At 33.3% G+C, this 21812-nt stretch carries 21 protein-coding genes; 11 read left to right on the plus strand and 10 right to left on the minus strand.

The annotated features are described in order from the left end of the window. From ACNQGH_RS13850 to ACNQGH_RS13885, 8 genes are all read left to right on the plus strand, one after another. On the plus strand, positions 1-874 hold an 874-nt coding region (locus ACNQGH_RS13850), incomplete at its 5' end, for an AMP-binding enzyme (protein WP_417956608.1). A gap of 166 nt (positions 875-1040) precedes the next feature. Continuing rightward, a complete protein-coding gene (locus ACNQGH_RS13855; protein ID WP_417956609.1) occupies positions 1041-2162 on the plus strand; it encodes an NAD(P)/FAD-dependent oxidoreductase in 1122 nt (373 codons plus the stop codon). 9 nt (positions 2163-2171) lie between these two features. Next, the gene (locus ACNQGH_RS13860) at positions 2172-2885 is read left to right on the plus strand and encodes a methyltransferase domain-containing protein (RefSeq protein ID WP_417956610.1); all 714 of its coding nucleotides are present in this window, start codon (positions 2172-2174) and stop codon (positions 2883-2885) included. Continuing rightward, positions 2882-3934: a type III polyketide synthase gene (locus ACNQGH_RS13865; protein ID WP_417956738.1), complete on the plus strand. Its 1053-nt coding sequence runs from the start codon at positions 2882-2884 to the stop codon at positions 3932-3934. Before ACNQGH_RS13860 ends, ACNQGH_RS13865 begins: the two co-directional genes overlap by 4 nt. A 50-nt stretch (positions 3935-3984) precedes the next feature. Continuing rightward, positions 3985-4413, plus strand: coding sequence for a 3-hydroxyacyl-ACP dehydratase FabZ family protein (locus ACNQGH_RS13870; RefSeq protein WP_417956611.1), 429 nt, complete (start codon positions 3985-3987; stop codon positions 4411-4413). Positions 4414-4479: 66 nt separating this feature from the next. After that, complete coding sequence (locus tag ACNQGH_RS13875; RefSeq protein ID WP_417956612.1) at positions 4480-5763, plus strand: beta-ketoacyl-[acyl-carrier-protein] synthase family protein; 1284 nt, start codon at positions 4480-4482, stop codon at positions 5761-5763. Positions 5764-5864: 101 nt separating this feature from the next. Continuing rightward, positions 5865-6137, plus strand: a complete 273-nt coding sequence (locus ACNQGH_RS13880; protein ID WP_417956613.1) for an acyl carrier protein — start codon at positions 5865-5867, stop codon at positions 6135-6137. A gap of 25 nt (positions 6138-6162) precedes the next feature. After that, positions 6163-6651: a 4'-phosphopantetheinyl transferase family protein gene (locus tag ACNQGH_RS13885; RefSeq protein WP_417956614.1), complete on the plus strand. Its 489-nt coding sequence runs from the start codon at positions 6163-6165 to the stop codon at positions 6649-6651. Positions 6652-6708: 57 nt separating this feature from the next. Here the strand turns inward: ACNQGH_RS13885 and ACNQGH_RS13890 are convergent, their stop codons facing one another. Beyond that, positions 6709-7305 (minus strand): 3'-5' exonuclease, encoded by a 597-nt coding sequence (locus ACNQGH_RS13890; RefSeq protein WP_417956615.1) that lies wholly within the window; start codon positions 7303-7305, stop codon positions 6709-6711. Between the two features lie 2 nt (positions 7306-7307). Further along, positions 7308-9224, minus strand: coding sequence for a DUF294 nucleotidyltransferase-like domain-containing protein (locus ACNQGH_RS13895; protein WP_417956616.1), 1917 nt, complete (start codon positions 9222-9224; stop codon positions 7308-7310). Positions 9225-9411: 187 nt separating this feature from the next. On the opposite strand from ACNQGH_RS13895, the gene ACNQGH_RS13900 reads away from it, so the two are divergent. After that, positions 9412-9915, plus strand: coding sequence for a DUF2911 domain-containing protein (locus ACNQGH_RS13900; protein WP_417956617.1), 504 nt, complete (start codon positions 9412-9414; stop codon positions 9913-9915). Between the two features lie 283 nt (positions 9916-10198). On the opposite strand, the gene fucP is transcribed toward ACNQGH_RS13900, so the two are convergent. Genes fucP through ACNQGH_RS13925 form a run of 5 tightly spaced genes read right to left on the minus strand, consistent with a single transcriptional unit; the run spans position 10199 to position 14848 of the window. After that, complete coding sequence (gene fucP, locus ACNQGH_RS13905; protein ID WP_417956618.1) at positions 10199-11557, minus strand: L-fucose:H+ symporter permease; 1359 nt, start codon at positions 11555-11557, stop codon at positions 10199-10201. A 10-nt stretch (positions 11558-11567) separates the two neighbouring features. Then, positions 11568-12506 carry a carbohydrate kinase family protein gene (locus tag ACNQGH_RS13910; protein WP_417956619.1) on the minus strand — a complete coding sequence of 313 codons (939 nt, stop codon included), beginning with the start codon at positions 12504-12506 and terminating at the stop codon, positions 11568-11570. A gap of 60 nt (positions 12507-12566) precedes the next feature. Next, a complete protein-coding gene (locus ACNQGH_RS13915; protein WP_417956620.1) occupies positions 12567-13412 on the minus strand; it encodes a sugar phosphate isomerase/epimerase family protein in 846 nt (281 codons plus the stop codon). A 53-nt stretch (positions 13413-13465) separates the two neighbouring features. After that, the gene (locus tag ACNQGH_RS13920) at positions 13466-14569 is read right to left on the minus strand and encodes a carbohydrate porin (RefSeq protein ID WP_417956621.1); all 1104 of its coding nucleotides are present in this window, start codon (positions 14567-14569) and stop codon (positions 13466-13468) included. Further along, complete coding sequence (locus ACNQGH_RS13925; RefSeq protein WP_417956622.1) at positions 14570-14848, minus strand: hypothetical protein; 279 nt, start codon at positions 14846-14848, stop codon at positions 14570-14572. A 470-nt stretch (positions 14849-15318) separates the two neighbouring features. On the opposite strand from ACNQGH_RS13925, the gene ACNQGH_RS13930 reads away from it, so the two are divergent. Continuing rightward, a complete protein-coding gene (locus ACNQGH_RS13930) occupies positions 15319-16056 on the plus strand; it encodes an NUDIX hydrolase (protein WP_417956623.1) in 738 nt (245 codons plus the stop codon). A gap of 162 nt (positions 16057-16218) precedes the next feature. After that, positions 16219-17448: a multidrug effflux MFS transporter gene (locus ACNQGH_RS13935; RefSeq protein ID WP_417956739.1), complete on the plus strand. Its 1230-nt coding sequence runs from the start codon at positions 16219-16221 to the stop codon at positions 17446-17448. 14 nt (positions 17449-17462) lie between these two features. Here the strand turns inward: ACNQGH_RS13935 and ACNQGH_RS13940 are convergent, their stop codons facing one another. From ACNQGH_RS13940 to ACNQGH_RS13950, 3 genes are all read right to left on the minus strand, one after another. Next, on the minus strand, positions 17463-18740 hold the full coding sequence (locus ACNQGH_RS13940) for an NAD(P)/FAD-dependent oxidoreductase (protein WP_417956625.1): 1278 nt from the start codon (positions 18738-18740) through the stop codon (positions 17463-17465). A gap of 95 nt (positions 18741-18835) precedes the next feature. Then, the gene (locus tag ACNQGH_RS13945) at positions 18836-20173 is read right to left on the minus strand and encodes a DEAD/DEAH box helicase (protein ID WP_417956626.1); all 1338 of its coding nucleotides are present in this window, start codon (positions 20171-20173) and stop codon (positions 18836-18838) included. Between the two features lie 89 nt (positions 20174-20262). Continuing rightward, a complete protein-coding gene (locus ACNQGH_RS13950; protein ID WP_417956627.1) occupies positions 20263-21801 on the minus strand; it encodes a DEAD/DEAH box helicase in 1539 nt (512 codons plus the stop codon). Between the last annotated feature and the right edge of the window lie 11 nt (positions 21802-21812).

Raw genomic sequence — 21812 nt, forward strand, 5'->3', positions numbered from 1 at the left:
TGCGATTCGTTCTTTGGCTAAAGAAAGCTTAGAATATGTACAAAAATTTCCTTTAAAGTCATTAAAAGTAATCGGTTCAGTAGGAGAACCCATTAATGAAGAAGCTTGGCACTGGTATAACGACCATGTCGGAGATAAAAGATGCCCGGTGGTAGATACGTGGTGGCAAACCGAAACGGGAGGCATTATGATTTCACCTATTGCTTTTGTGACGCCAACTAAACCAACTTACGCTACTTTGCCATTACCAGGGATTCAACCTGTATTAATGGACGAAAAACGAAATGAAATTGAAGGCAATCAAGTGGTAGGTAGCTTGTGTATTAAATTCCCATGGCCTGGAATCGCCAGAACCATTTGGGGCGACCATCAAAGATACAAAGACACTTACTTTTCTACCTTCCCGGGGAAATATTTCACTGGTGACGGAGCTTTGCGTGACGAAGTAGGTTATTACAGAATTACGGGTCGTGTAGATGATGTGGTTATCGTTTCAGGGCACAATCTGGGAACTGCTCCAATTGAAGACGCCATTAATGAGCATCCGGCAGTTGCTGAATCAGCTATTGTAGGTTTTCCTCATGACATCAAAGGAAATGCTTTATATGGTTTTGTTATTCTAAAAGAAACGGGAGAAACGAGAAATAAAGAAAACCTTATCAAAGAGATCAATCAACACATAACGGATCACATTGGTCCAATTGCTAAACTCGATAAAATTCAATTTGTTTCCGGTTTACCAAAAACGCGCTCCGGAAAAATCATGCGTAGGATCCTTCGCAAAATAGCCGAAGGAGATTATTCTAATTTTGGAGATACCACAACCTTATTAAACCCTGAAATTGTAGAAGAAATAAAAGAAGGAAAGTTGTAAATTTAATTAAAAGCTGTTTGTGATAAAACAGCTTTTTTTTGGGATTATACTGTTTGATAGACTCTTAAAAGAATAGAGTTCCAGTTTATTATTGTATAAAATTATTTACGTTTTATATTAAATATTATAGCTGCATTCTCAAACAAATTCATAAATTTACTGCTCTATGAAAAACAATGAAGTTTTAATTATTGGTGGTGGCCTAGCAGGATTAACTGCAGCAATTCATCTATCCAAAATTGGATTTCAAATTACCGTTGTAGAAAAAAATGAATTTCCAAAACACAAAGTTTGTGGCGAATACATTTCTAATGAAGTTTTGCCTTATCTCAATTGGCTGGATTTAAAAATAGTTGATTTGTATCCCACAGCTATCACAAAACTTGAATTTTCAACGGTCAGCGGCAAAAAAATTAAAAGTATTTTACCGCTTGGGGGTTTTGGAATTAGTCGGTACACCTTAGATGAATATTTATATAAAAAAGCAATTGCAAATGGCTGTAAGATCATTCTAAACACTGTAGAAACAATTGTTTTTGAAAATGAAATGTTTACTGTTACTACTTCCGACAAACTGGTTTTGGAATCTGAAATGGTAATTGGAGCTTTTGGAAAACGTTCTCCCATTGATCAAAAACTTTCTCGTAATTTCATTCAGAAAAAATCCCCCTGGTTGGCTGTAAAAGGTCATTATTCAGGAGATTTTCCCAGTGATTTGGTTGGATTGCATAATTTTAAAGGCGGTTATTGCGGTGTTTCAAAAGTTGAAAATGATGCCATTAATATTTGTTATTTAGCAGATTACGAAACCTTTAAAAAGTTTAAAAACGTAGCGGACTATCAAAATAATGTTATTTCTCAAAACCCACATTTAAAAGCAATTTTTAAAAAAAGCAGTTTGCTTTTCGAAAAGCCATTAACAATAAGCCAAATTTCTTTTGAAAAAAAACAAGCAGTTGAAAATCATATTTTAATGATTGGAGATACCGCCGGATTAATTCATCCTTTATGTGGTAATGGCATGGCAATGGCAATTCACAGCGCTAAAATTGTTTCGGAATTAATAGAGAAATATTTCAATAATGAAATCAAATCCAGAAATAAATTAGAAGAAAAATACCTTCAGGAATGGAATTCTAATTTTAGAAAAAGACTAAAAATAGGGCATTTTTTATCGAATCTTTTGCAAAGGCAAAAACTATCAGGAGTACTAATGCTTATAGTAATTACATTTCCGTTTATATTGACACAAATTATAAAAAAAACGCATGGAAAACCCATACTTTAAAACATATTAATGCCCTTAAATACCAAATACAGAACGGATGAACCTGAAACTATGGACGATTTTGCCATGGAAGGAGAAATCTTACGTGATGCATTAGATAAAATAGCCAAAATCAATAGGCTTTTGGGAGGAAACCAGTTAACTTTACGAGGCATTCAGAATTTGATTCGGACTGTTTCTAAATCAAATGAAATTAGAATTGTGGATGTAGGTTGCGGGAACGGCGATATGTTACGAACATTAGCCGACTTTGGCTTAAAAAATAAGCTGAAATTTCAATTAATTGGCATAGATGCTAATGCTTTTACAATCCGTCATGCGCGAAAATTATCTGAAAAATATGGGAATATAGCGTACCAATGTGAAGATATATTTGATAAACCTTTTGAAGAATTAAAATACGATATTGTTTTGTGTACGTTGACATTACATCATTTTAAAGAAGATGAAATTATTCATCTGTTACACGTTTTTAATCGTAATTCTAAAATTGGAATTGTTATCAATGACCTGCAGCGAAGTCCTGTTGCCTACCGGCTATTTCAGGTATTATGTTTTGTTTTTCGATTAAATGATATGCCACGTGAAGATGGCTTAATTTCAATTTTAAGGGGGTTTAGAAAAAAAGAACTGATTAATTTTTCAGAAAAATTAAATTTTAGCAACTATAAAATTCATTGGAAATGGGCCTTTCGCTACCAGTGGATAATTTCGAAAATATGAGTGTAAAAATAAAAGCTGTTACAAAACAACTACCCAAATACTGCAGAACAACAGAAGAAATCATTCCATTTTTGGACACTTGGCTGTCAGGACAAGACGAACGTTTCATTAGAAAAGTAAAAAAAATTTTTGAAGGTGCTGCGGTCGATAAGCGGTATTCCATTATGGATCCGATTGAGGTTTTTACTAAAACTTCTTTTGAAGAAAGAAATGATATTTATGTTCGAGAAGTAATCGATTTAGGCGAAAAAGTATTAGAAAAAGCTTTAAAAAAGGCCAATTGGAATCCCCAAGATCTAGACTACATTATTACAGTGAGCTGTACCGGAATTATGATTCCTTCATTGGACGCTTATTTGATTAATAAATTAAAGTTACGTCAGGATATAGTCCGGCTTCCGGTAACTGAAATGGGCTGTGCCGCCGGGATTTCTGGAATTATTTATGCTAAAAATTTCTTGCAGGCCAATCCTGGAAAACGCGCGGCGGTAATTGCTGTTGAAAGCCCGACAGCGACATTTCAAATTGGTGATTTTTCAATGTCTAATATTGTAAGCGCTGCTATTTTTGGCGACGGAGCGGCCTGTGTGTTGCTTTCTTCCCATCAGGATGAGGATGGTCCAGAAATTCTGGCTGAAGAAATGTATCATTTTTATGATAATATTCATATGATGGGTTTTAAACTCACGAATTCGGGCTTACAAATGGTATTAGATATAGAAGTTCCGGAAACTATTGCATCGCATTTTCCTGATATTATTAATCCTTTTTTAGAGAAGAATAATCAAACAATTGACACAATCGATCATTTAATTTTTCACCCAGGCGGGAAAAAAATTATTCAAACAGTGGACGCATTATTTTCTGATTTAGGAAAGAATATAAATGATACCAAAGAAGTATTGCGTTTGTACGGAAACATGTCTAGCGCTACAGTTTTGTATGTTTTGGAACGAATTATGGATGGCAAACCTAAAAAAGGCGAGAAAGGATTAATGTTGAGTTTTGGTCCAGGATTTTCGGCACAACGGGTTTTGTTACAATTCTAAATAGTCAATCTTGTCATTTCGATTAACGAGAAATGATAAAAAAGTAAAATATGACAAAAGAAGAAATTATAGCTAAATTACCGTATTCAAAACCTTTTCTGTTTGTTGAAGAAATAATCAATATCAATGAAAATGGAGTGGAAGGTACGTATACATTTGATGAAAATTTATATTTTTACAAAGGGCACTTTAAAGATCGTCCCGTTACTCCCGGAGTAATTTTAACTGAAGTTATGGCACAGACAGGATTGGTTTGTTTGGGAATTTTTTTATTAAAGGATACCTTTAGTAAAAAAACATCAATTGCTTTAACATCAATGGAAATAGAATTTTTAAAACCTGTTTTTCCAAATGAAAAAATAACAGTAATTTCAGAAAAATTATATTTTAGGTTTGGAAAATTAAAATGTAAAGTGAAGATGATAAATGAAAACAAAGAAATGGTCTGTATGGGAACAATAGCAGGAATGATCGTTTGATATTTTAGTTTTTTATTAAAAAAATAGTATTTTAATTGTTTTATTGACTTCAAATTTAAACTGTAAATGAAAAAAAGAGTAGTTATAACAGGTCTCGGTGTTGTTGCTCCAAATGGGGTAGGACTTGACGCTTTTACTCATGCCATAAAAAATGGAATTTCGGGAATCAAACATGATCCAGAATTAGAAAGATTGCAGTTTTCTTGTTGTATTGCCGGAAAACCTGAAATTTCAACGGAATTAGCATTGCACTATTTTTCGGAATTAGAGTTGAGAAATTTCACTGCCACTGGAATTTTATATGGTGTTATTGCCGGAATTGATGCTTGGAAAGATGCGGGATTACCTGTGGAAGCCAATGAAGAACCGGATTGGGATAGCGGAACTATTTTTGGAACAGGAACTTCTGGAATTGATAAATTTCGCGAAAGCATTTATAAAATAGATGATTTCCAAACCCGAAGATTGGGGAGTACAGCTGTGGCGCAAACTATGAATAGTGGCGTGAGTGCTTATTTAGGAGGGAAATTAGGATTAGGAAATCAAGTCACTACCAATTCTTCGGCCTGTACCACCGGAACTGAAAGTATTTTAATGGCATATGAACGAATAAGATCAGGACAAGCAAAACGCATTTTGGCAGGAAGCACCAGCGATTCCGGCCCTTATATTTGGGGTGGATTTGATGCGATGAAAGTCTGTACTTTTAAACATAACTTATCCCCTGAACAAGGGTCAAGACCAATGAGTGCCAGTGCTTCCGGGTTTGTTCCGGGAAGTGGAGCAGGGGCTTTAGTTTTGGAAGATTTAGAAAGTGCAGTAGCACGAGGTGCTAAAATCTACGCAGAGGTTTTAGGTGGAAATGCAAATTCTGGTGGCCAGCGCGGTGCAGGTACTATGACCGCTCCAAATCCGACAGCTGTACAAAAATGCATTAAAAATGCTATTAAAAATGCTGGGGTTTCTCCAAGAGATATTGACGCCATTAACGGTCATTTGACAGCCACATCAAAAGATACTTTAGAGATTGAGAATTGGAGTGAAGCCCTAGGAAGAAGAGGAAAAGATTTTCCTTACATAAACTCATTGAAATCAATGGTTGGACATTGCTTGTCAGGAGCCGGGAGTATAGAAAGTGTAGCCTCGGTGTTGCAATTGCAGCAAGGGTTTATTTTTCCGAATATTAATTGTGAGGATTTAAACCCTGAAATTACCGCTCTTATTGATGTTTCAAGAATCCCAAGAGAATTGGTTGAAAAAGAATTGAATATAGTTGCGAAAGCCAGTTTTGGTTTTGGAGACGTGAATGCATGTGTAATTTTAAAGAAATACAAGCAGTCCCATATTTGATATTTAAAATAAAATTAGTGAATTTATGCTACTTTAGCAGTTAATCGTTATCTTGAAATAAATTTTAAAATAATCTACGAATCGACAGTAAGAAATAAACTATGGATAAACAGCAAACAATCGAACAATTAAAAAATATCGTAAAACCCTATATTCAAAATCAAGAAGCTTTTGATGCGCTTACGGAAGATACTGATTTCATCAACGATTTAAAAATTAATTCGGCCAATTTGGTGGATGTGATTTTAGACATTGAAGAAAAATTTGATATAATAATAGATAATGGATCTATGGAAAAAATGCTTGATTTAAAGTCTGCAATGCATATAATTGCGGTAAAATTATCCGAAAAGAACAGTCCTGAATTCAATTAATCAAAGGTAATAATTTGGGTGAAAAATGATAGGAAATGATATTGTAGATTTGGCTCTAGCCCGAAAAGAAAACAATTGGAAACGTAAAGGTTTTTTGGAAAAAGTCTTTACTCCAAAAGAGCAGTTGTTAATTTCTAATGCTATAAATCCAGAAGTAATGGTTTGGAATTTATGGAGTAGAAAAGAAGCAGCCTATAAAATCTACAATAGAGCAACTCAAATGAGGGCCTTTATTCCTTTAAGATTAGTATGTCATTATGAGAATGAAACTTTAGGGAGCGTTACTTGTAATGGAAATACCTATTTCACACAAACAAACATTACCGATGATTTTATTCATTCTATTGCGGTTGTAAAAAAGGAATATTTTAATGCAATTAAGAGTTTAAATTCTAAAGTCAAAGTAAATAAAATAAATGGAATTCCTTTTATAATTGACGAGCGAACGAAAATTAGAAAACCTGTTTCCATCAGTCATCATGGGCTTTTTTGGGAAGGAATAGCCTTAGATTGAATTAAAGAAAGCATCAATTTGAAAGCTTTTAATTACTAAATCAAGATTGGAAATAAATTACTTTATTCCCAATCTTGATTTTAATTTTAAAAAGAGTAATGCAATTTTGTAAGCATCTTCAGACGCAGAATTCCTATCACTTTTAGGGATTTTATAGATGTCGCATAATTCATCCAGTGAAAATTGCTGATCATTAATGTCATTAAGTTTTCGATACATGACGTCCACGTCCAGCGCTTCGTTTTTCAATCGCCCACAACCTAATCTTTCCAGCGCCATATTAATCATTTCTACATCAAAGTGGATGTGATGACCAACTAAGACGGCATTTCCAATATATTCTATCAGCGTTTGTATCGCTTCGGGTTCCCCAAGTTTTTTCATTTTACTTTCGACTATGAACTCATTCGAAAGTCCGTTATCGTGTAAAAATTTATATTGCAATAAAACGGTTTCAAAACTGTCGCCAATAAGTATACCATTATCCACTACAGCAAAAGAACCAATTGCTAAAATAACATCTTTAACAGGGTTCAGGCCTGAAGTTTCTGTCGACAAAACGACAAATCGAGTTGATTTTTTATCAAATTTAGCCAAATAAGTTTTCCAAAACTCAGGATATTCTTTATTTAAATTTTTCAGCCAGTCTAGCATAGTTAAGAAAATTGAGTGAGTTGAAATTTACTTTTAATTAACTCTTCCAATTCTTTCATTGGAACTAAAGCATTTTTCAATTTTTCTTTGTCAATTTTTGATAATTCATGCAAATTTATATATTGACCGGAAGCATCATTTTTTAAACCTTCTAACGTTCTAAATTTTGACAATGTCAAAAAGGCATCTGCACAATTAAGATAGATTTCAGAATGTTTAGGGTCTATAATTGCTAGCTGTTTGAATCGTTGATATGTATTATTAATTCCTCTAATATCATAATTCAAAGTAAATAAACGAGCGCCGTCAATCAGTGGCATTAAAGCTCGCGTTTTTATATCAAATTTATCTTTATTTAGCCCCTCTTCTTCAACATTGAACTTTTTGAAAAAACTCAGTGGAGCGTTTTTTCTTAACGCATCATTTCCAAGGAAATCAAAGAACAGTGTGTTGTTTTTTGCATTTTTTAATACTACGTTTCCAATAGCATCTTCAATTTTTTGTTCTCCAAAAGTAATTTCGTAATCAAAGAAAATACTACTTAAATCATTACTATTTTCACCTGGAGTATTCATCCAGCTGTCGTATTGTTTAGTCCAGTCAGTCAGTGATTTGCACCACATCATATTGCTTCCCATATGGCCGTTCGGGCACAGTTCATAGCCTATTTTTTCGAGTGTGGCAGTGGTTCTTTTTCCAAGTTTGAGGAAATAGTCCTTCACGTCACGGTATTTATCTGCAGGGACATCTTCAAAAATTAAAATACTGTCTTGATCAGTTAATAATAACTGCTCTTTTCTTCCCTGACTACCAATGCTCAGCCAAGCAAAACGGGCAGGAGGTGAGCCCAAATCTAAAATTGATAATTCTACGGAGCGTTTAATTATCGCCAGATTGATTTCACTGGCTATATTGAAAACATGGGAAAGCGGTATGTTTTTAGAAAGGGAAGTCTGAATTAGATCCGTCAAACGTTCCCGTATTTGTTTTAGTTCTTTTGGATTTTGAGAACGTTTTATTTCTTTAATCAAAACTCCAGGGTTGCTGGCTTGAGCGACTACTAAATCATGTTCGGAAATAATTCCTTTTAAAGCTGATTTATCTGTACCGTCCTGCGTCACACATAAATGAGTTACATTGTGTTTAAGCATAAGCAATTGAGCTTCTGCCAGAGAAACATTCTCAACAACTGTAATAACAGGTGATGACATTATTTTATCAACGGATATTGTGATAGGAAATCTTCCGGTGGCAATTTTTGAACGCATGTCCGTATCCGTAATTATACCCAAAGGAATATTATTATCACAGATTACAATATTGTTCTTTAAGGATTCGGTCATCAATTGCGCAACGTCTTTTACAATAGCCGTAACTGTCGTTTTTAAAGGGGTAATATTATAGGATAACGATTGAAAATATTGCATTTCCGATTGCTGATCAGAATAGAAAACATTGTCAGAAATAAGTTTTCCTATTAAATTTTCTTTATCTTTTGGATTACGCGTATTTATGGCGAAACTTTCTAATAAAAAGTTTAAAACTTCAGAATTATTGGCAACAAAAGGCCGGAAAGTAGCTATGGGAATAGCATAAACAATACTTTCTTCTCTGGCTTTAGCCGTCATCATATAATTGTTTTTGGCAAAAAATGGACGCAGACCAAAGATGTCCCCAGAATTACATTTATTCAATAGGGTTTCTTCTGCATCTGCTATGACGGATAAATTGATAACTCCTGAAGCCACAACATAAAAACTATCATGTAAAACATCATTTACCTGAAATAGGATTTTATGTTTTTCTAAATTTACAACGCGAATGTTTGTAGCTATTTCAGATAGTTCTTCAAACGTTAAGTGATTAAATGGTGGATATTCCTTTAAAAAATCAGCAATGTGCTCAGCAATTGTATTCATAGTTAGGCAAATAAAATAAAGTATTGTTTGTAAAAATAGCAAATTAAATAATTACAAGACTGTCAATTTTATAGTAAAACAAATAATTTATACAATCCATATTTTTTTTCTTAAAATTAGTAAGAATTTATTATAAATTAAATAAAGTTATTTTAAGTTTGTAATCATAACTAAAACATTTTAAATCATGAGATTACTTAAAAAAATACCCTTTTTGGCCTTTGTATTACTGTTTGTTAATTTTTTAAATGCGCAAGAGAAGGCTAGTCCGGCAGCTGTTGCAATGGGGAAAATTAATGGAGCTACAATTAGTATCAATTACAGCAGTCCTTCAGTTAAAGGAAGACAAATCTGGGGCGGATTAGTTCCATTCAATGAAGTTTGGCGTGCTGGCGCAAATGAAGCAACCACGTTTGAAACAGACAAGGATCTTACAATCGAGGGATCAAAACTACCAGCAGGAAAATATTCTTTTTTTGTTATACCAACAGAAAAAGAATGTGTTATCATTTTTAATAAAGAGGCTAAACAATGGGGAGCTTATAAATATAAAGAGAAAGAAGATCAGCTAAGGGTTACTGTAAAACAACAAATCGCTAGTTCCAGTACAGAAAAATTAGTCTATACAATAAATAAAAACAGTATTGTTTTAAGTTGGGAAAATTGGAATATACCGTTTTCTGTTAAATAATTTGTTTTTAAACTAATTATAAATGTAAAAGGCATTACTAAAAGGTAGTGCTTTTGCATTTTAATTAAAAAGTATTAAAATAGATAGTTACTTAAAAATTCTATTTTACATAATATAAATTATAGTTCATTTTGTAACATGTTTAATTTATATCTCATTATGTCTGTATTTCTAAATACTATAATTTTGACTTACAAATGATGGAGTAATATATTTAAAAATAGAAAAGAAACGAACAATATTACTACCGTTCGTTTCTTTTTAATACTTGCAACTAATTTAATTAAACCGCTACATCTGCAATATCCATTTTTACTTCACTTTTTTTAGACGATTTATAAGTACTATAGCCATAAAACGTTACCACTGATAAACAAATTAAAGGCAATATAAATGAGAAATTTACTTCTGGAATATATCCAAAAAATTTAATATCAGAAAATCCTGAGCCTCCCAAGTCCAAAATACTTCCTTGCATAACAGGCATCAATGCTCCGCCAACGATAGCCATAACTAAGCCTGCAGAGCCAATTTTAGCTTCGTCTCCCATGTCTTTTAGTGCTATTCCATAGATAGTTGGAAACATAATAGACATAAAAATAGAAATACATATTAGAGAAATTAATCCAGGCATTCCTTGTAATAAAATCGCTCCAGCTGCGCATGTCACCCCTCCAATACCAAATACCATTAATATTTTTGAAGGATTTATGTTTTTCATCAGACCGGTTCCAATCCATCTGCCTAACAAAAATAAAATCATAGCGGTTATGTTGTAATATGTGGCAGTTAATTCTAATCCAAATGTTTTATTGATATTGTCTACGTATTGAAAAATAAATGTCCAACACATAATTTGTGCACCAACATAAAAAGCTTGAGCTATAACACCATGTTTATAATTTTTATTAGCAAATAACTTTTTGAATGATTCAGATATGGACATTTTATCTTCGTGTGCCGTTTTAGGCATTTTTGTTAAAATAATAATAATTAAAATTATTAAGACAAAAATTCCCAATCCAATGTAAGGAATGCTGATGACACTCAAATCATTTTCTCTAACACTAGCTAACTCATTTGAACTTAAAGCTTTATAGGCTTCTTGTGTGTAGTCATCTGATTTTATTTCTTTAATAATTAAAAATTGAGCCATAACCAATCCAGTTATTGCTCCAATTGGGTTAAATGCCTGCGCTAAATTTAAACGTTGGGTTCCTGTTTCTTTATTGCCCAAAAATAAAATTAAAGGATTTGAAGTTGTTTCAAGAAAGGCTAAACCACAGGTAATTACCCATAGTGAAACAAGAAAGAAAGTGTAACTTTGGTAATGTGCTGCCGGATAGAATAAAAAAGCACCTGTCGCATACAATAGTAGTCCTAATATTATTCCAGATTTATAGCTGTATTTTCTAATGAATAATGCAGCCGGTAAAGCCATGAAAAAATATCCAAAATAAAAAGCAAATTGTACTAATGAAGCTTGTGTATTTGAAAGTTCTGGCATAACTTTTTTAAAAGTAGAAACCATTGGAGTTGTTAAATCATTAGCTATCCCCCAAAGAGCAAATAATATAGTTATTATTATAAATTGGAAAACAAATTCTTTACTAACTACGGGAATTTTTTTGAATTGATTCATTGTTTTTTTTTTAAATTAATAACGTACTAGATTCCATGGTTATATAGTTTGCCTGTTCAAAGCCACATAAAAATTCATCTATTTCTGATTGTGAAATTACAGGGTTAGCTCCTTCGTTTTGAGCGACAATAGCGCCAACTGCGCTGGCAAAATTAATTGCGTATTGAGGGTCTTCTCCATTGAGGAGCATTATGATTAGTGACGCTAAAAAAGAATCTCCTGATCCCACAGTATCAACTACATTTACTTTGAATCCGCAATTGTGATAAAAGGTATCATTACAATACAATACCGCTCCATGAGATCCTAAAGTAACGCAAACCGTATCGGTATTGGTTTCCTTAGCAATGAATTTAATATTTTGTTCCAATGACTTTTTATTTGAATTTAAATCTTCGCAAATTTCATTTAGCTCATCATCATTAAACTTTATAAAATCAGCCGCATGTAATAAATCCAAAACATTTTTCTTGGTATAATGGGGCACTCTTAAATTCACATCAAATATTTTATATTTGGCCACATCTAAAAGTTGTTCCAATGTATTTCTGGAAACAGAATCTCTAGAAGATAAACTTCCATAGACAAAAAAGTCTGCTTTTTCAACAATTGAAATATTCTCCGTTGAAGTTTCAATTTTATCCCAAGCTGAAGGATAATTGATGTCATAAGACGCATTTCCTTTTTCATTCAAAATAACGTTGACCAAACCCGTTGGATAATTTTCCTTTACCTGAACGGCATCGGTATTAATACCAGAAAGACTTAAATAATCTATTAATTCTTTTCCATTTGTATCTTTCCCTACTCCACTGATAACGGAAACCTCCCCTCCTAGCGAATTTAATCTTGAAGCTACATTTAGTGGTGCTCCACCAATTTTTTTATGTTCAAGAAATACATCAAAAAGGATTTCTCCAAAACAAACACCATTTAATTTCTTTTTCATTTTTTTTATTTTTTGTTTAAAACAATATATTTAGGTAATTAATTTTAGTTTCGCTTATGATTACTGATACCATTTATCGACCATTTTCTTCATGAATAACAGGCTTCCTTTTGCAAGATCTTCAGAGTTGTATTTAGAAGGTCTCCATAAAGAGGTTGGACTAATCAATGCTGTAATTTGGGAAGAAAAATTTTCAAGAACTAATGGACCTTGATAATTAATTTCCGCTAAAGCTTTGAAAAAATCATCCCAATGAACGTTGCCCTCACCTGTCATACCGCGATCACTCTCCGTTATATGGATATGTTTCAATTTATTTCCTGCGCGAATAATTGGGTCATAAAAATTATTTTCCTCAATATTCATATGAAATGTGTCGAGATGCAATCCAATATTATTCGTACCTATAACATCAATCAAATCTAAAACTTCATCTGCTGAAGTAAACACATAACTTTCGTAGCGATTAATTGGCTCAGGAGCAATCGTAATGTTGCGTTCGTTGGCGTAATCTGCTACTTCCGTAAATACTTGTTGAAGGATTGTCTTTTCCTCATTTGTACAAGGATGCCTAGTGAATGTGCCAATGGCAGAATGCAATACTCCTCCTAAAAAATCACCATCCATTTCAGCCACTTTGTCAAGGGCCGTTTTGATAAGCAATACAGCTTGTTCAGGGTAGGAAGGAATGTGACAGTTCGCCGGTAAATTCAACGTACAGCGCCCCAAAATACCTTTGTCGTCAAGTTGATTTTTCGTTGTTTTAGCATCGAAATCCAATGAAGCTGGCAAAATAATTTCGAGCATATCAAAACCATATTCAGCTGTCTTTTCAATTGCAAAACGCCCCCCTTCTGCACTCCATCCGGGGATAAATGATAAAATTGTTGTTCCAAAAATTGGCATATTTATATAATTTAAATTTATTTATATTTTATAGATTTTATAGATTTTCATTTTTAAAAAAGCCACCATTCTGTTTTTACTCCAACAAAAGAGCCCCAACTTTTCTGATTCACTTGTAAATACGGAGAGTAATTATGATCTCTTGCGTAATCGTTGTAGTGAGCCACCGTGTAAACAAGACGGATGTGAGGACGACTCCAGGGATCTTTTTTTCCTAATGGTACAATTGTCGGGGCAAAAGAAAATTTCCATATGTTTGCCTCAGGGTTATCGCCGTCTTTTCGCACGGCATAATGTACTTCTTCAATTAAGTGCAACCACTTAGTTACATAAAAAAGACTTCTGAAGCCTACTACAAAATCTGTTTTTTGATTGTACAACTGATTTCCGTTGAAATACTCATCAGTATTAGTACTGGCAGAACCACCTTTGCTTTTTGTATAAACACCATAGCCGTTGATGCTCAATTTTTGGGAGAGATTTAGCAGAAAATGTTCGACCATTGTGAAGGAATAGGCATTTGAATATTTTCCTTCTGAATCAGGGGCACCATAAGTAGCCCAAGTAAAAGTGTTTCCGTTATCACCTCCATTTGCAATTCCCGAACCATAACGAACAGAAAACTGATTGAACGAACCCGGCAAAGCCGTTTTGAGCGAATTATTATATTTTACTCCGGCTACCCAACCGTTATCGGATGGATATTTTTTAGAAGCATTTTTTGAACTGGCAGAAACATAATGAAATTCACCCAGAAATTTAATTACATCATTGTTTTTCAAGTGAATACTATGTTCTGCTGTCCAAACCATACGTTGGCGAATGGCCGGATTTGCTGCGCCGGCAACTGTAACCTGATAGTTATAAGGATAAACTCCTGTTGAATCAGATGAAGCGGGCATTAACATTGTCAGTTCGGTATTTTTATGGCTTACACCAAAACCCTGGGCTGAATGGTCATCGAAATAAAAATAATCACTGATGTGAATATCATCATAGCGACGAAAACGGGATCCCACCCAAGCCGACCATTTGCTTCCCATAATATTTCTTGCTTCAATATAAGCTTCGGGTAGGATAAAGGTCAATCCGCCATTTGAACGAGAACTTACATTTCCAACAAACTGCCCGTTGGCAGCGTACATTCCTAAACGCATCTAAAAAGTTACGTTTGTGCTGTCTTTTCCAATAATTTTTGGAGTAAAATGTAGGGCAGGTAATATATCGACATAGTCGTTTTGCTCCATCCGTCCTCCTAATGAACCTTGGCCTGAAAGATTCAAAGGTTTCCACATATTCCCTTCACCATTTGGAGAAAGTCCAACTCCGATGCGACCAGTTGTTCCTAACGAAAAATTGGAATTAGTTATAACCACCGGTGAATGGGTGTGCATGAATGCAATTGAGAAAAAGAATATAAAAAAGGCTTTTTGCATGTAGATGTATATTAAAATTTAGGCTGAAAAAAAAATTATAGGTATTTCAAAAGTTGATAAAAACTGCTGTTAGATTTTTTAAATAGTTCATTTTTTAGTACTTGCAAAGTGTTTTATCCTTTCACTTATTTATTGCATAAAATTTGAGTTTATAATTATGGTTATTGTTATTAATATTAAGAGTCATTTTGATTATTATTTTTCAAATGTATTATTTTTTTTTAATTTTAAATAAAAAATAGCAAATAAATATTTAATATTAGTAAATTATAAGGAAATAAGATAGTTTTTTAATAAATATTATTCAATTTGTTATATATTAAATAAAACGTATGAGTGACGTTTAATGTAAAAACAGAGATGTCTTACAGAAAATATATTATTACAAATAATATCATTAGTTTTGCACTATTAAAGGTTGTGTAAAACATTATAATCTTTAAAAAATTAATTATACTCTTCCTTATCTTATGATGCCTAAAATAATTCCAAATATATCTGTAGACTGCGTCGTTTTTGGGCTTGATGTCAATACAAAGTCACTTAACGTATTATTGATAAAACGTTATTTAGAATCTAAGGAAAATCGTGAACCTTTAGTTAACGATTATGTCCTGACAGGATACCATACATTTGAAAATGAAACTATAGATGAAACCGCTACCAGGGTCTTGAAGGAGTTAACGGGACTTGATAATGTATATAAAAAACAATTTAAAGTTTTTGGAGACCCAAATCGTTTGATTAATGAAAAAGATATTATTTGGGCAAAAAACGAAAATTTTAATCAGAGGACGATAACCATAGCCTATTACTTTTTACTAAAAACGCAAGAGGTTAATTTAGAGAATAACCAACATAAACCGCAATGGTTTCCGGTAAATTATTTGCCAGAATTAGGATTTGATCATAGGGATATTATCAATGAAGCCTATGCTGATTTAAAAGAAAAAGCATTGCATAAACCTATCATTTTTGAACTTCTGCCCGATAAATTCACTTTCAAGGAATTGCAGGACACTTATGAATCCATACTGGGAAATGAAATAGATAATCGAAATCTTAGGAGAAAACTGTTAACAAAGAAATACATTATTGAGTTAGATGAAAAACAAGTGGGGGTTTCAAAAAGACCTTCTCAACTTTTTATGTTTAGCAAAGATGTTTATCAAAAAATCTACAAGGAAACGTACCTAATCAATATTTAGATTGCTATTTTTTAGAATATTAAAAGTGACAAAAAACAGTCCTTTTTGATATTTTCCATGCCGTTTCAATGCGTAATATTACGGAAGAAAGTGGTTCGATTCACATCTTAAATATTTACCTTTGCAAAAAAATTAAAAAGTAATTTGATGACCGATAAATCAATCACAAAAGCGAAATATATAAAATTAATTCTAATTTTAGGTTCATTAACCGCACTCGGTCCATTTTCAATTGACATGTATTTACCAGGTTTTGCGGGAATTGCAAAGGATTTAAATACTTCCGTTGCTAATGTCTCCATGACTTTATCCAGTTATTTTATTGGGATTTCGGCGGGACAATTACTTTATGGTCCATTATTAGACCGTTTTGGCAGAAAGAAACCTTTATTTTTAGGATTGTTAGTTTACATTTTAGCGTCATTAGGATGTGTTTTTGTGAAGGACATTGATACGTTCATTGGTTTACGTTTTATTCAGGCTATCGGAAGTTGTGCAGCGACTGTAGCTTCAGTTTCTATGGTTCGGGATTTATTTCCTGTGAAAGACATTCCTAAAGTTTTTTCTTTATTGATGTTAGTTGTTGGGCTTTCGCCAATGCTAGCACCTACAATTGGAGGTTATATAACTGCTGATTATGGCTGGCATACCGTTTTTTTTATATTAATGTGCATGGGAGTTTTAATTCTTTTATCAGCTCAAATTGGTTTACCAAATACGTTTAAACCAGATACCTCAATTTCATTAAAACCAAAACCTATTATTGCAAATTTCATCAGTATAGTAAAAGAGCCTCAGTTTTATACCTATGCTTTTACCGGAGCTGTATCTTTCTCAGGGTTATTTACTTACGTAGCCGCTTCACCTATTTTATTTATGGACATTTTCAAAGTGGATGCTAAAACGTACGGATGGATATTTGCTTTTATGTCGTTAAGCTTTATAGGGTCCAGTCAACTTAATTCATTACTATTAAAAAAATTCACAAGTGAGAAAATGATTTATGGTGCATTGATTACGCAATCAATCGTTAGCATTTTATTCCTTATTTTGGCAATGAATGGTCTTTTGGGTTTATATGAAACGATTGCTATGCTATTCCTATTCTTAGCTTGTTTAGGGATCTCAAGTCCCAATACAGCAGGTCTTACTCTTGCTCCTTTCTCAAGAAATGCGGGAAGCGCTTCTGCTTTAATGGGTGCTATTCAATTAGGATTGGGAGCTTTGGCATCTTTTGCAGTAGGTATTTTTGTAAAAGACTCTATGTTGCCAATGGTTGTGATTATGACAGTCACAACTATTACTGCTTTTGCAATTTTAACTATCGGAAAACGAACCATAAAAAAAACTATTGCAACTTCTCACGATGAAGGAATTGCGATAGTTCATTAATTAAAAATTTAATTTTATTGTTTTGGTTCTGATTTTATTTTTTTATCAGGTCTGATAATCATACGTAAAGATTGATCTTTTGCAAAATAAGCGATCATCCAATTGAAGAATGTCTTTATCCTGTTGCGATACGTTATCAATGAAATAAGGTGAATAAATAGCCATATTATCCAAGCAAAAAATCCTTTAAAATGCATTTTTGGTTTGGGTAGATCAACTACAGCTTTATTTTTTCCAATAATAGCCATAGATCCTTTGTCTTTATATTTAAAAGGTTTTAAGGACTTGCCTTGTTTCATTAGTTTAAAATTATTTGCCAAATTTATTCCTTGTTGAATAGCAACTTGTGCCACTTGTGGATGACCATTCGGGAAATCTGCATCTGTAAGCTGAATACAAGTGTCTCCTATAGCAAAGATATTTTCAGTACCGTTAACTTTATTAAAAGCATCAGTGGCCATTCTTTTCCCACGACCATAACTTTCGGCTGGAATTCCTTCAAAAACTTTAGCCGAAACTCCTGCTGCCCATATTAAATTTTTAGTTTGAATCGTTTCACCATTGGAGAAATATACCGTATCGTCAATATAATCCACAACCGTATTATTTAATTTTACTACAACGCCTAATTTTGTTAGCGCTTCCAAGGTATCTTCCTGTGAAGCTTTACTCATTGGAGATAATACAGCATTGGCTCCATCAACTAGATAAATATTACTTGCTGTAGTACTTAATTCCGGATATTCTTTTAGCAAAATATTTTTTCTCATCTCAGCAAACATTCCTGAAACTTCAACACCTGTAGGTCCACCGCCGGCAACTACGATAGTTAAGAGTTTTCTGCGTTCGCGGATGTCTTTACAAATGGCTGCTTTTTCTAAATTCTTCAACAATGTATTACGCATTACAATAGCATCATTGAGCGTTTTCATCGGAATAGCATTTTTCTTTACGTTTTCCATTCCAAAATAACTGGTTTCAGCACCTGTGGCAAAAACTAAGTAATCGTATTTTAATTCTCCATTGTTAAGAATAATTTTATTTTCGGAAGGCACTACCTTTAGTAAATTTCCCAGACGGAATTGCAGATTTTTTTTTCCCGAAAAAAATTTTCGAAAAGGGTAACTGATACTTGAGGGTTCTAAAAAAGCGGTAGCAACCTGATAAATAAGTGGGGGAAAGAAATTATAGTTGTTTTTGTCAACGAGCGTTACATTAATTCCTGTTTCATTTACTAGTTCTTTAGCAAGATTTAATCCTGCAAATCCTCCTCCTATTATTATAATTTCCATATAGTATTTTTATAGTACAAAATTAAAAAAACATCCATAAATATGCACTATTTAGGGATGTTATTAAAATATCAATTATTAAAAAATTTTAAATATTAGTTCTTTTTTAGTTTTTTAACTGGCTTTTCTAGAGGTTCGTTTTTGTTTTGAAGTATATAGTTAGCCAATAATTTTTCAATTAATTCATCCTTAGTCAAATGATGAAAGACCGTTTTTATCTTTTCTTTTAATTCCGGTGCAACATCATGATTGGGCTTGGTTTTAAAGATTTGTTTTGCCCACAATAGTGTGTTATTTTCTTCTATGCTGGCAACAGATGGTTTTTTAAATTCCACAAATTTTATTCCCAACTCTTTTTCAAAATCAGCTATTTCTACAGCTTCTTCTGGCTGTAGCACCGTTAATGAAAGTCCCTTTGCTCCTGCTCTTGCTGTTCTTCCACTACGGTGAACGTAAGTTTCATAAACATCCGGTAAATGATAATTAACAACATAAGAAATTTCCTTTACGTCAATTCCTCTTGCCGCTAAATCCGTAGCGACTAATATATTGATATGCCCTTCGCGGAACTGCTCCATGATTCTATCCCGAATTCCTTGTGATAAACTACCATGTAATGCTCCTGATGAAAATCTATTGATTGCAAGATTTTTGGCTAATTTATTGACCGCAGCTTTAGTTTTACAAAAGATAATCCCGCGTTCGCCCTCTTTAGTATTTAAAAAATGCATCAAAACATCGAGTTTCTCAATTGGATTCACTACAATATATTCGTGATCAATACCTTGATTTCCTACCGTTTCCATATTAGCACTAACTTGAACCACGTTTTTATTCAAGTAGTTCTGAATTAGCTGTTTTATAGAACCGGGCATGGTCGCCGAGAATAAAAAAGTATTATGATTTTTAGGTAATTCGGCAATGATTTCGTCTAAGCCTTCTTTCAAAATCGTAACCATTTCATCGGCTTCATCCAGCACTAGGAACTTAGTTTCTTTTAAGTTTACAGCTTTCCGCTGAATCAAATCGATCAAACGTCCTGGCGTCGCAACAACAATATGTGTCGGTAACGACAGTCTTTCTATTTGCGGTTTGATTGGAATTCCTCCGCAAGTTTCAGCAATGGAAACTTCGGGTAGGAATTTAGCAAAAGATTCTAAATTCTTAAATATTTGCTGTCCAAGTTCTCTCGTTGGAGCAAGAATTACTGCTTGAACTACAGGAGAATTAACATCTATTAATTGTAAAATTGGCAATCCAAATGCCGCAGTTTTTCCTGTACCTGTTTTAGCAAGTCCAACCAAATCCGTAGTATTTGATAATAGTAACGGAATTGTTTTTAGCTGAATTTCTGTTGGCACAACAATTTTCAATTCGGTAATCGCTTTTAATATGGGTGCTGAAATTCCTAAATCAGAGAATTCTTTTGGCATTTTTTTTGACTTTATAATTTTATAAAAAAGTTGTTTTGTAAACGTCATTTTAATTGAAAAAGAGATGCACTGCAGTGCATCTCTATTAGTCAATCTGGTTCGTTCATAATTTTTTCACGATATTTTTTACCAGTTAACAATACCAATTTTAATTTGTAATCGTCAACAAGCCACTCGCGGTAATTTTTGCTGCACTGACTCAAACATTTTGAATAGCGTTTGATACGACAATCAATATCGTCATCTAACAGTTTTCCTAGTGCTTTGGCTTCTTGCAAGGTTTCAGAATTATCAACACACATGGCAGCATGTTGTTCTAACGATTTTTCAAGAACCACTTTAGATCGTAAATTTTGTGCAATGATGAGTTTGTGCTCTTCATCAACATCAAAAGTCACCACTTCAGTTTTGCTGAATTTTGTACGTATTTCCGGTGGCATATTGTATTTGAAATACAATTCAATTTCAGTATCATCACGTAAATTTTCAAGGTAAAACTCCGGTGATTTAAAGATATGTTGCCAGTTTACCGGCTCGCTCCATAATCCAAATCGTGCTGCATTATTTCCCAAATCGATAACGTTAAAAGTATCTTTATTAGGAAGTTTTCTGGAACCGCGACCAATCATTTGATAATACAATGTCAATGATTTTGTTGCTCTGTTTAATATTATGGTTTCTACAGTAGGCTCATCAAAACCGGTGGTAAGAATTCCAACTGATGTTAAAATTGCATCAGGTGTATGTTTGAACCAATGTAAAATATCTTTTCTTTCCTCGTTATTACTGGTATTGTCCAAGTGGCGAATCGCATAACCGGCTTCTCTAAAAGTTTCATATACATATAAAGATGTATTGATACCATTGTTGAAAATCAAGGTTTTCTTGCCCAAAGATTTTTCGGTATAAGCATGCAATAATTTTTCCTGCATCGCCATATTGGTATATAAATCATCCGATGATTTAACAGTGTAATCACCATTGATACCTACTTTCAATGAAGTCAAACCAACATCATAACTATAGGTTATTGCTTTTGCCAAAAAGCCATTTGAAATCAAAGAACTAATAGTGTCTCCAACGATTAATTCATCGTAGCTTTCATGCATTGGTAATTTAATATTCGAACTTAAAGGTGTTGCCGTAACTCCTAATATAAATGCATTTTTGAAAGAGCTTAATAATTTTCTAAAGGAGTTATAATGCGCCTCATCGATGATTACCAATCCTACATTATCTAAATGTAATTTTTCGTCATTGATTCTGTTTTTCAAAGTTTCTACCATAGCAACAAAACAAGAATAATCGTTTTGGTCCGGAAGTTCTTTTACTTTACTGTTGATGATTTTGTTTTTTACATCAAAACCTTTCAACATTTTTGAAGTTTGCTTACACAACTCAATTCGATGTGTTAAAACCACTACTTTTTTATCATGTTGCGATAAATAACGACGCACGATTTCCGAAAACACTACTGTTTTTCCACCGCCAGTAGGCAATTGATATAACAGATGATGTTGTGGCGGAGCATTATCTATGCGTTCAAATATGGCGTCGATGTCGCCTTTTTGATATGCATAAAGTTCTTTTTTGTCTTCTATTTCTATTTCTAAAGTGTTTTGGGACATTGCTTATTGTT

The organism is Flavobacterium kochi (genome assembly GCF_048286715.1).
GTDB lineage: Bacteria > Bacteroidota > Bacteroidia > Flavobacteriales > Flavobacteriaceae > Flavobacterium.

What these genes read in the sequence shown, in the direction of transcription:
- ACNQGH_RS13855 (WP_417956609.1), top strand. Translation starts at nt 1,041, where the DNA reads ATGAAAAACAATGAAGTTTTAATTATTGGTGGTGGCCTAGCAGGATTA.
- ACNQGH_RS13860 (WP_417956610.1), top strand. Translation starts at nt 2,172, where the DNA reads ATGCCCTTAAATACCAAATACAGAACGGATGAACCTGAAACTATGGAC.
- ACNQGH_RS13865 (WP_417956738.1), top strand. Translation starts at nt 2,882, where the DNA reads ATGAGTGTAAAAATAAAAGCTGTTACAAAACAACTACCCAAATACTGC.
- ACNQGH_RS13870 (WP_417956611.1), top strand. Translation starts at nt 3,985, where the DNA reads ATGACAAAAGAAGAAATTATAGCTAAATTACCGTATTCAAAACCTTTT.
- ACNQGH_RS13875 (WP_417956612.1), top strand. Translation starts at nt 4,480, where the DNA reads ATGAAAAAAAGAGTAGTTATAACAGGTCTCGGTGTTGTTGCTCCAAAT.
- ACNQGH_RS13880 (WP_417956613.1), top strand. Translation starts at nt 5,865, where the DNA reads ATGGATAAACAGCAAACAATCGAACAATTAAAAAATATCGTAAAACCC.
- ACNQGH_RS13885 (WP_417956614.1), top strand. Translation starts at nt 6,163, where the DNA reads ATGATAGGAAATGATATTGTAGATTTGGCTCTAGCCCGAAAAGAAAAC.
- ACNQGH_RS13890 (WP_417956615.1), bottom strand. Translation starts at nt 7,305, where the DNA reads ATGCTAGACTGGCTGAAAAATTTAAATAAAGAATATCCTGAGTTTTGG.
- ACNQGH_RS13895 (WP_417956616.1), bottom strand. Translation starts at nt 9,224, where the DNA reads ATGAATACAATTGCTGAGCACATTGCTGATTTTTTAAAGGAATATCCA.
- ACNQGH_RS13900 (WP_417956617.1), top strand. Translation starts at nt 9,412, where the DNA reads ATGAGATTACTTAAAAAAATACCCTTTTTGGCCTTTGTATTACTGTTT.
- fucP (WP_417956618.1), bottom strand. Translation starts at nt 11,557, where the DNA reads ATGAATCAATTCAAAAAAATTCCCGTAGTTAGTAAAGAATTTGTTTTC.
- ACNQGH_RS13910 (WP_417956619.1), bottom strand. Translation starts at nt 12,506, where the DNA reads ATGAAAAAGAAATTAAATGGTGTTTGTTTTGGAGAAATCCTTTTTGAT.
- ACNQGH_RS13915 (WP_417956620.1), bottom strand. Translation starts at nt 13,412, where the DNA reads ATGCCAATTTTTGGAACAACAATTTTATCATTTATCCCCGGATGGAGT.
- ACNQGH_RS13920 (WP_417956621.1), bottom strand. Translation starts at nt 14,569, where the DNA reads ATGCGTTTAGGAATGTACGCTGCCAACGGGCAGTTTGTTGGAAATGTA.
- ACNQGH_RS13925 (WP_417956622.1), bottom strand. Translation starts at nt 14,848, where the DNA reads ATGCAAAAAGCCTTTTTTATATTCTTTTTCTCAATTGCATTCATGCAC.
- ACNQGH_RS13930 (WP_417956623.1), top strand. Translation starts at nt 15,319, where the DNA reads ATGATGCCTAAAATAATTCCAAATATATCTGTAGACTGCGTCGTTTTT.
- ACNQGH_RS13940 (WP_417956625.1), bottom strand. Translation starts at nt 18,740, where the DNA reads ATGGAAATTATAATAATAGGAGGAGGATTTGCAGGATTAAATCTTGCT.
- ACNQGH_RS13945 (WP_417956626.1), bottom strand. Translation starts at nt 20,173, where the DNA reads ATGCCAAAAGAATTCTCTGATTTAGGAATTTCAGCACCCATATTAAAA.
- ACNQGH_RS13950 (WP_417956627.1), bottom strand. Translation starts at nt 21,801, where the DNA reads ATGTCCCAAAACACTTTAGAAATAGAAATAGAAGACAAAAAAGAACTT.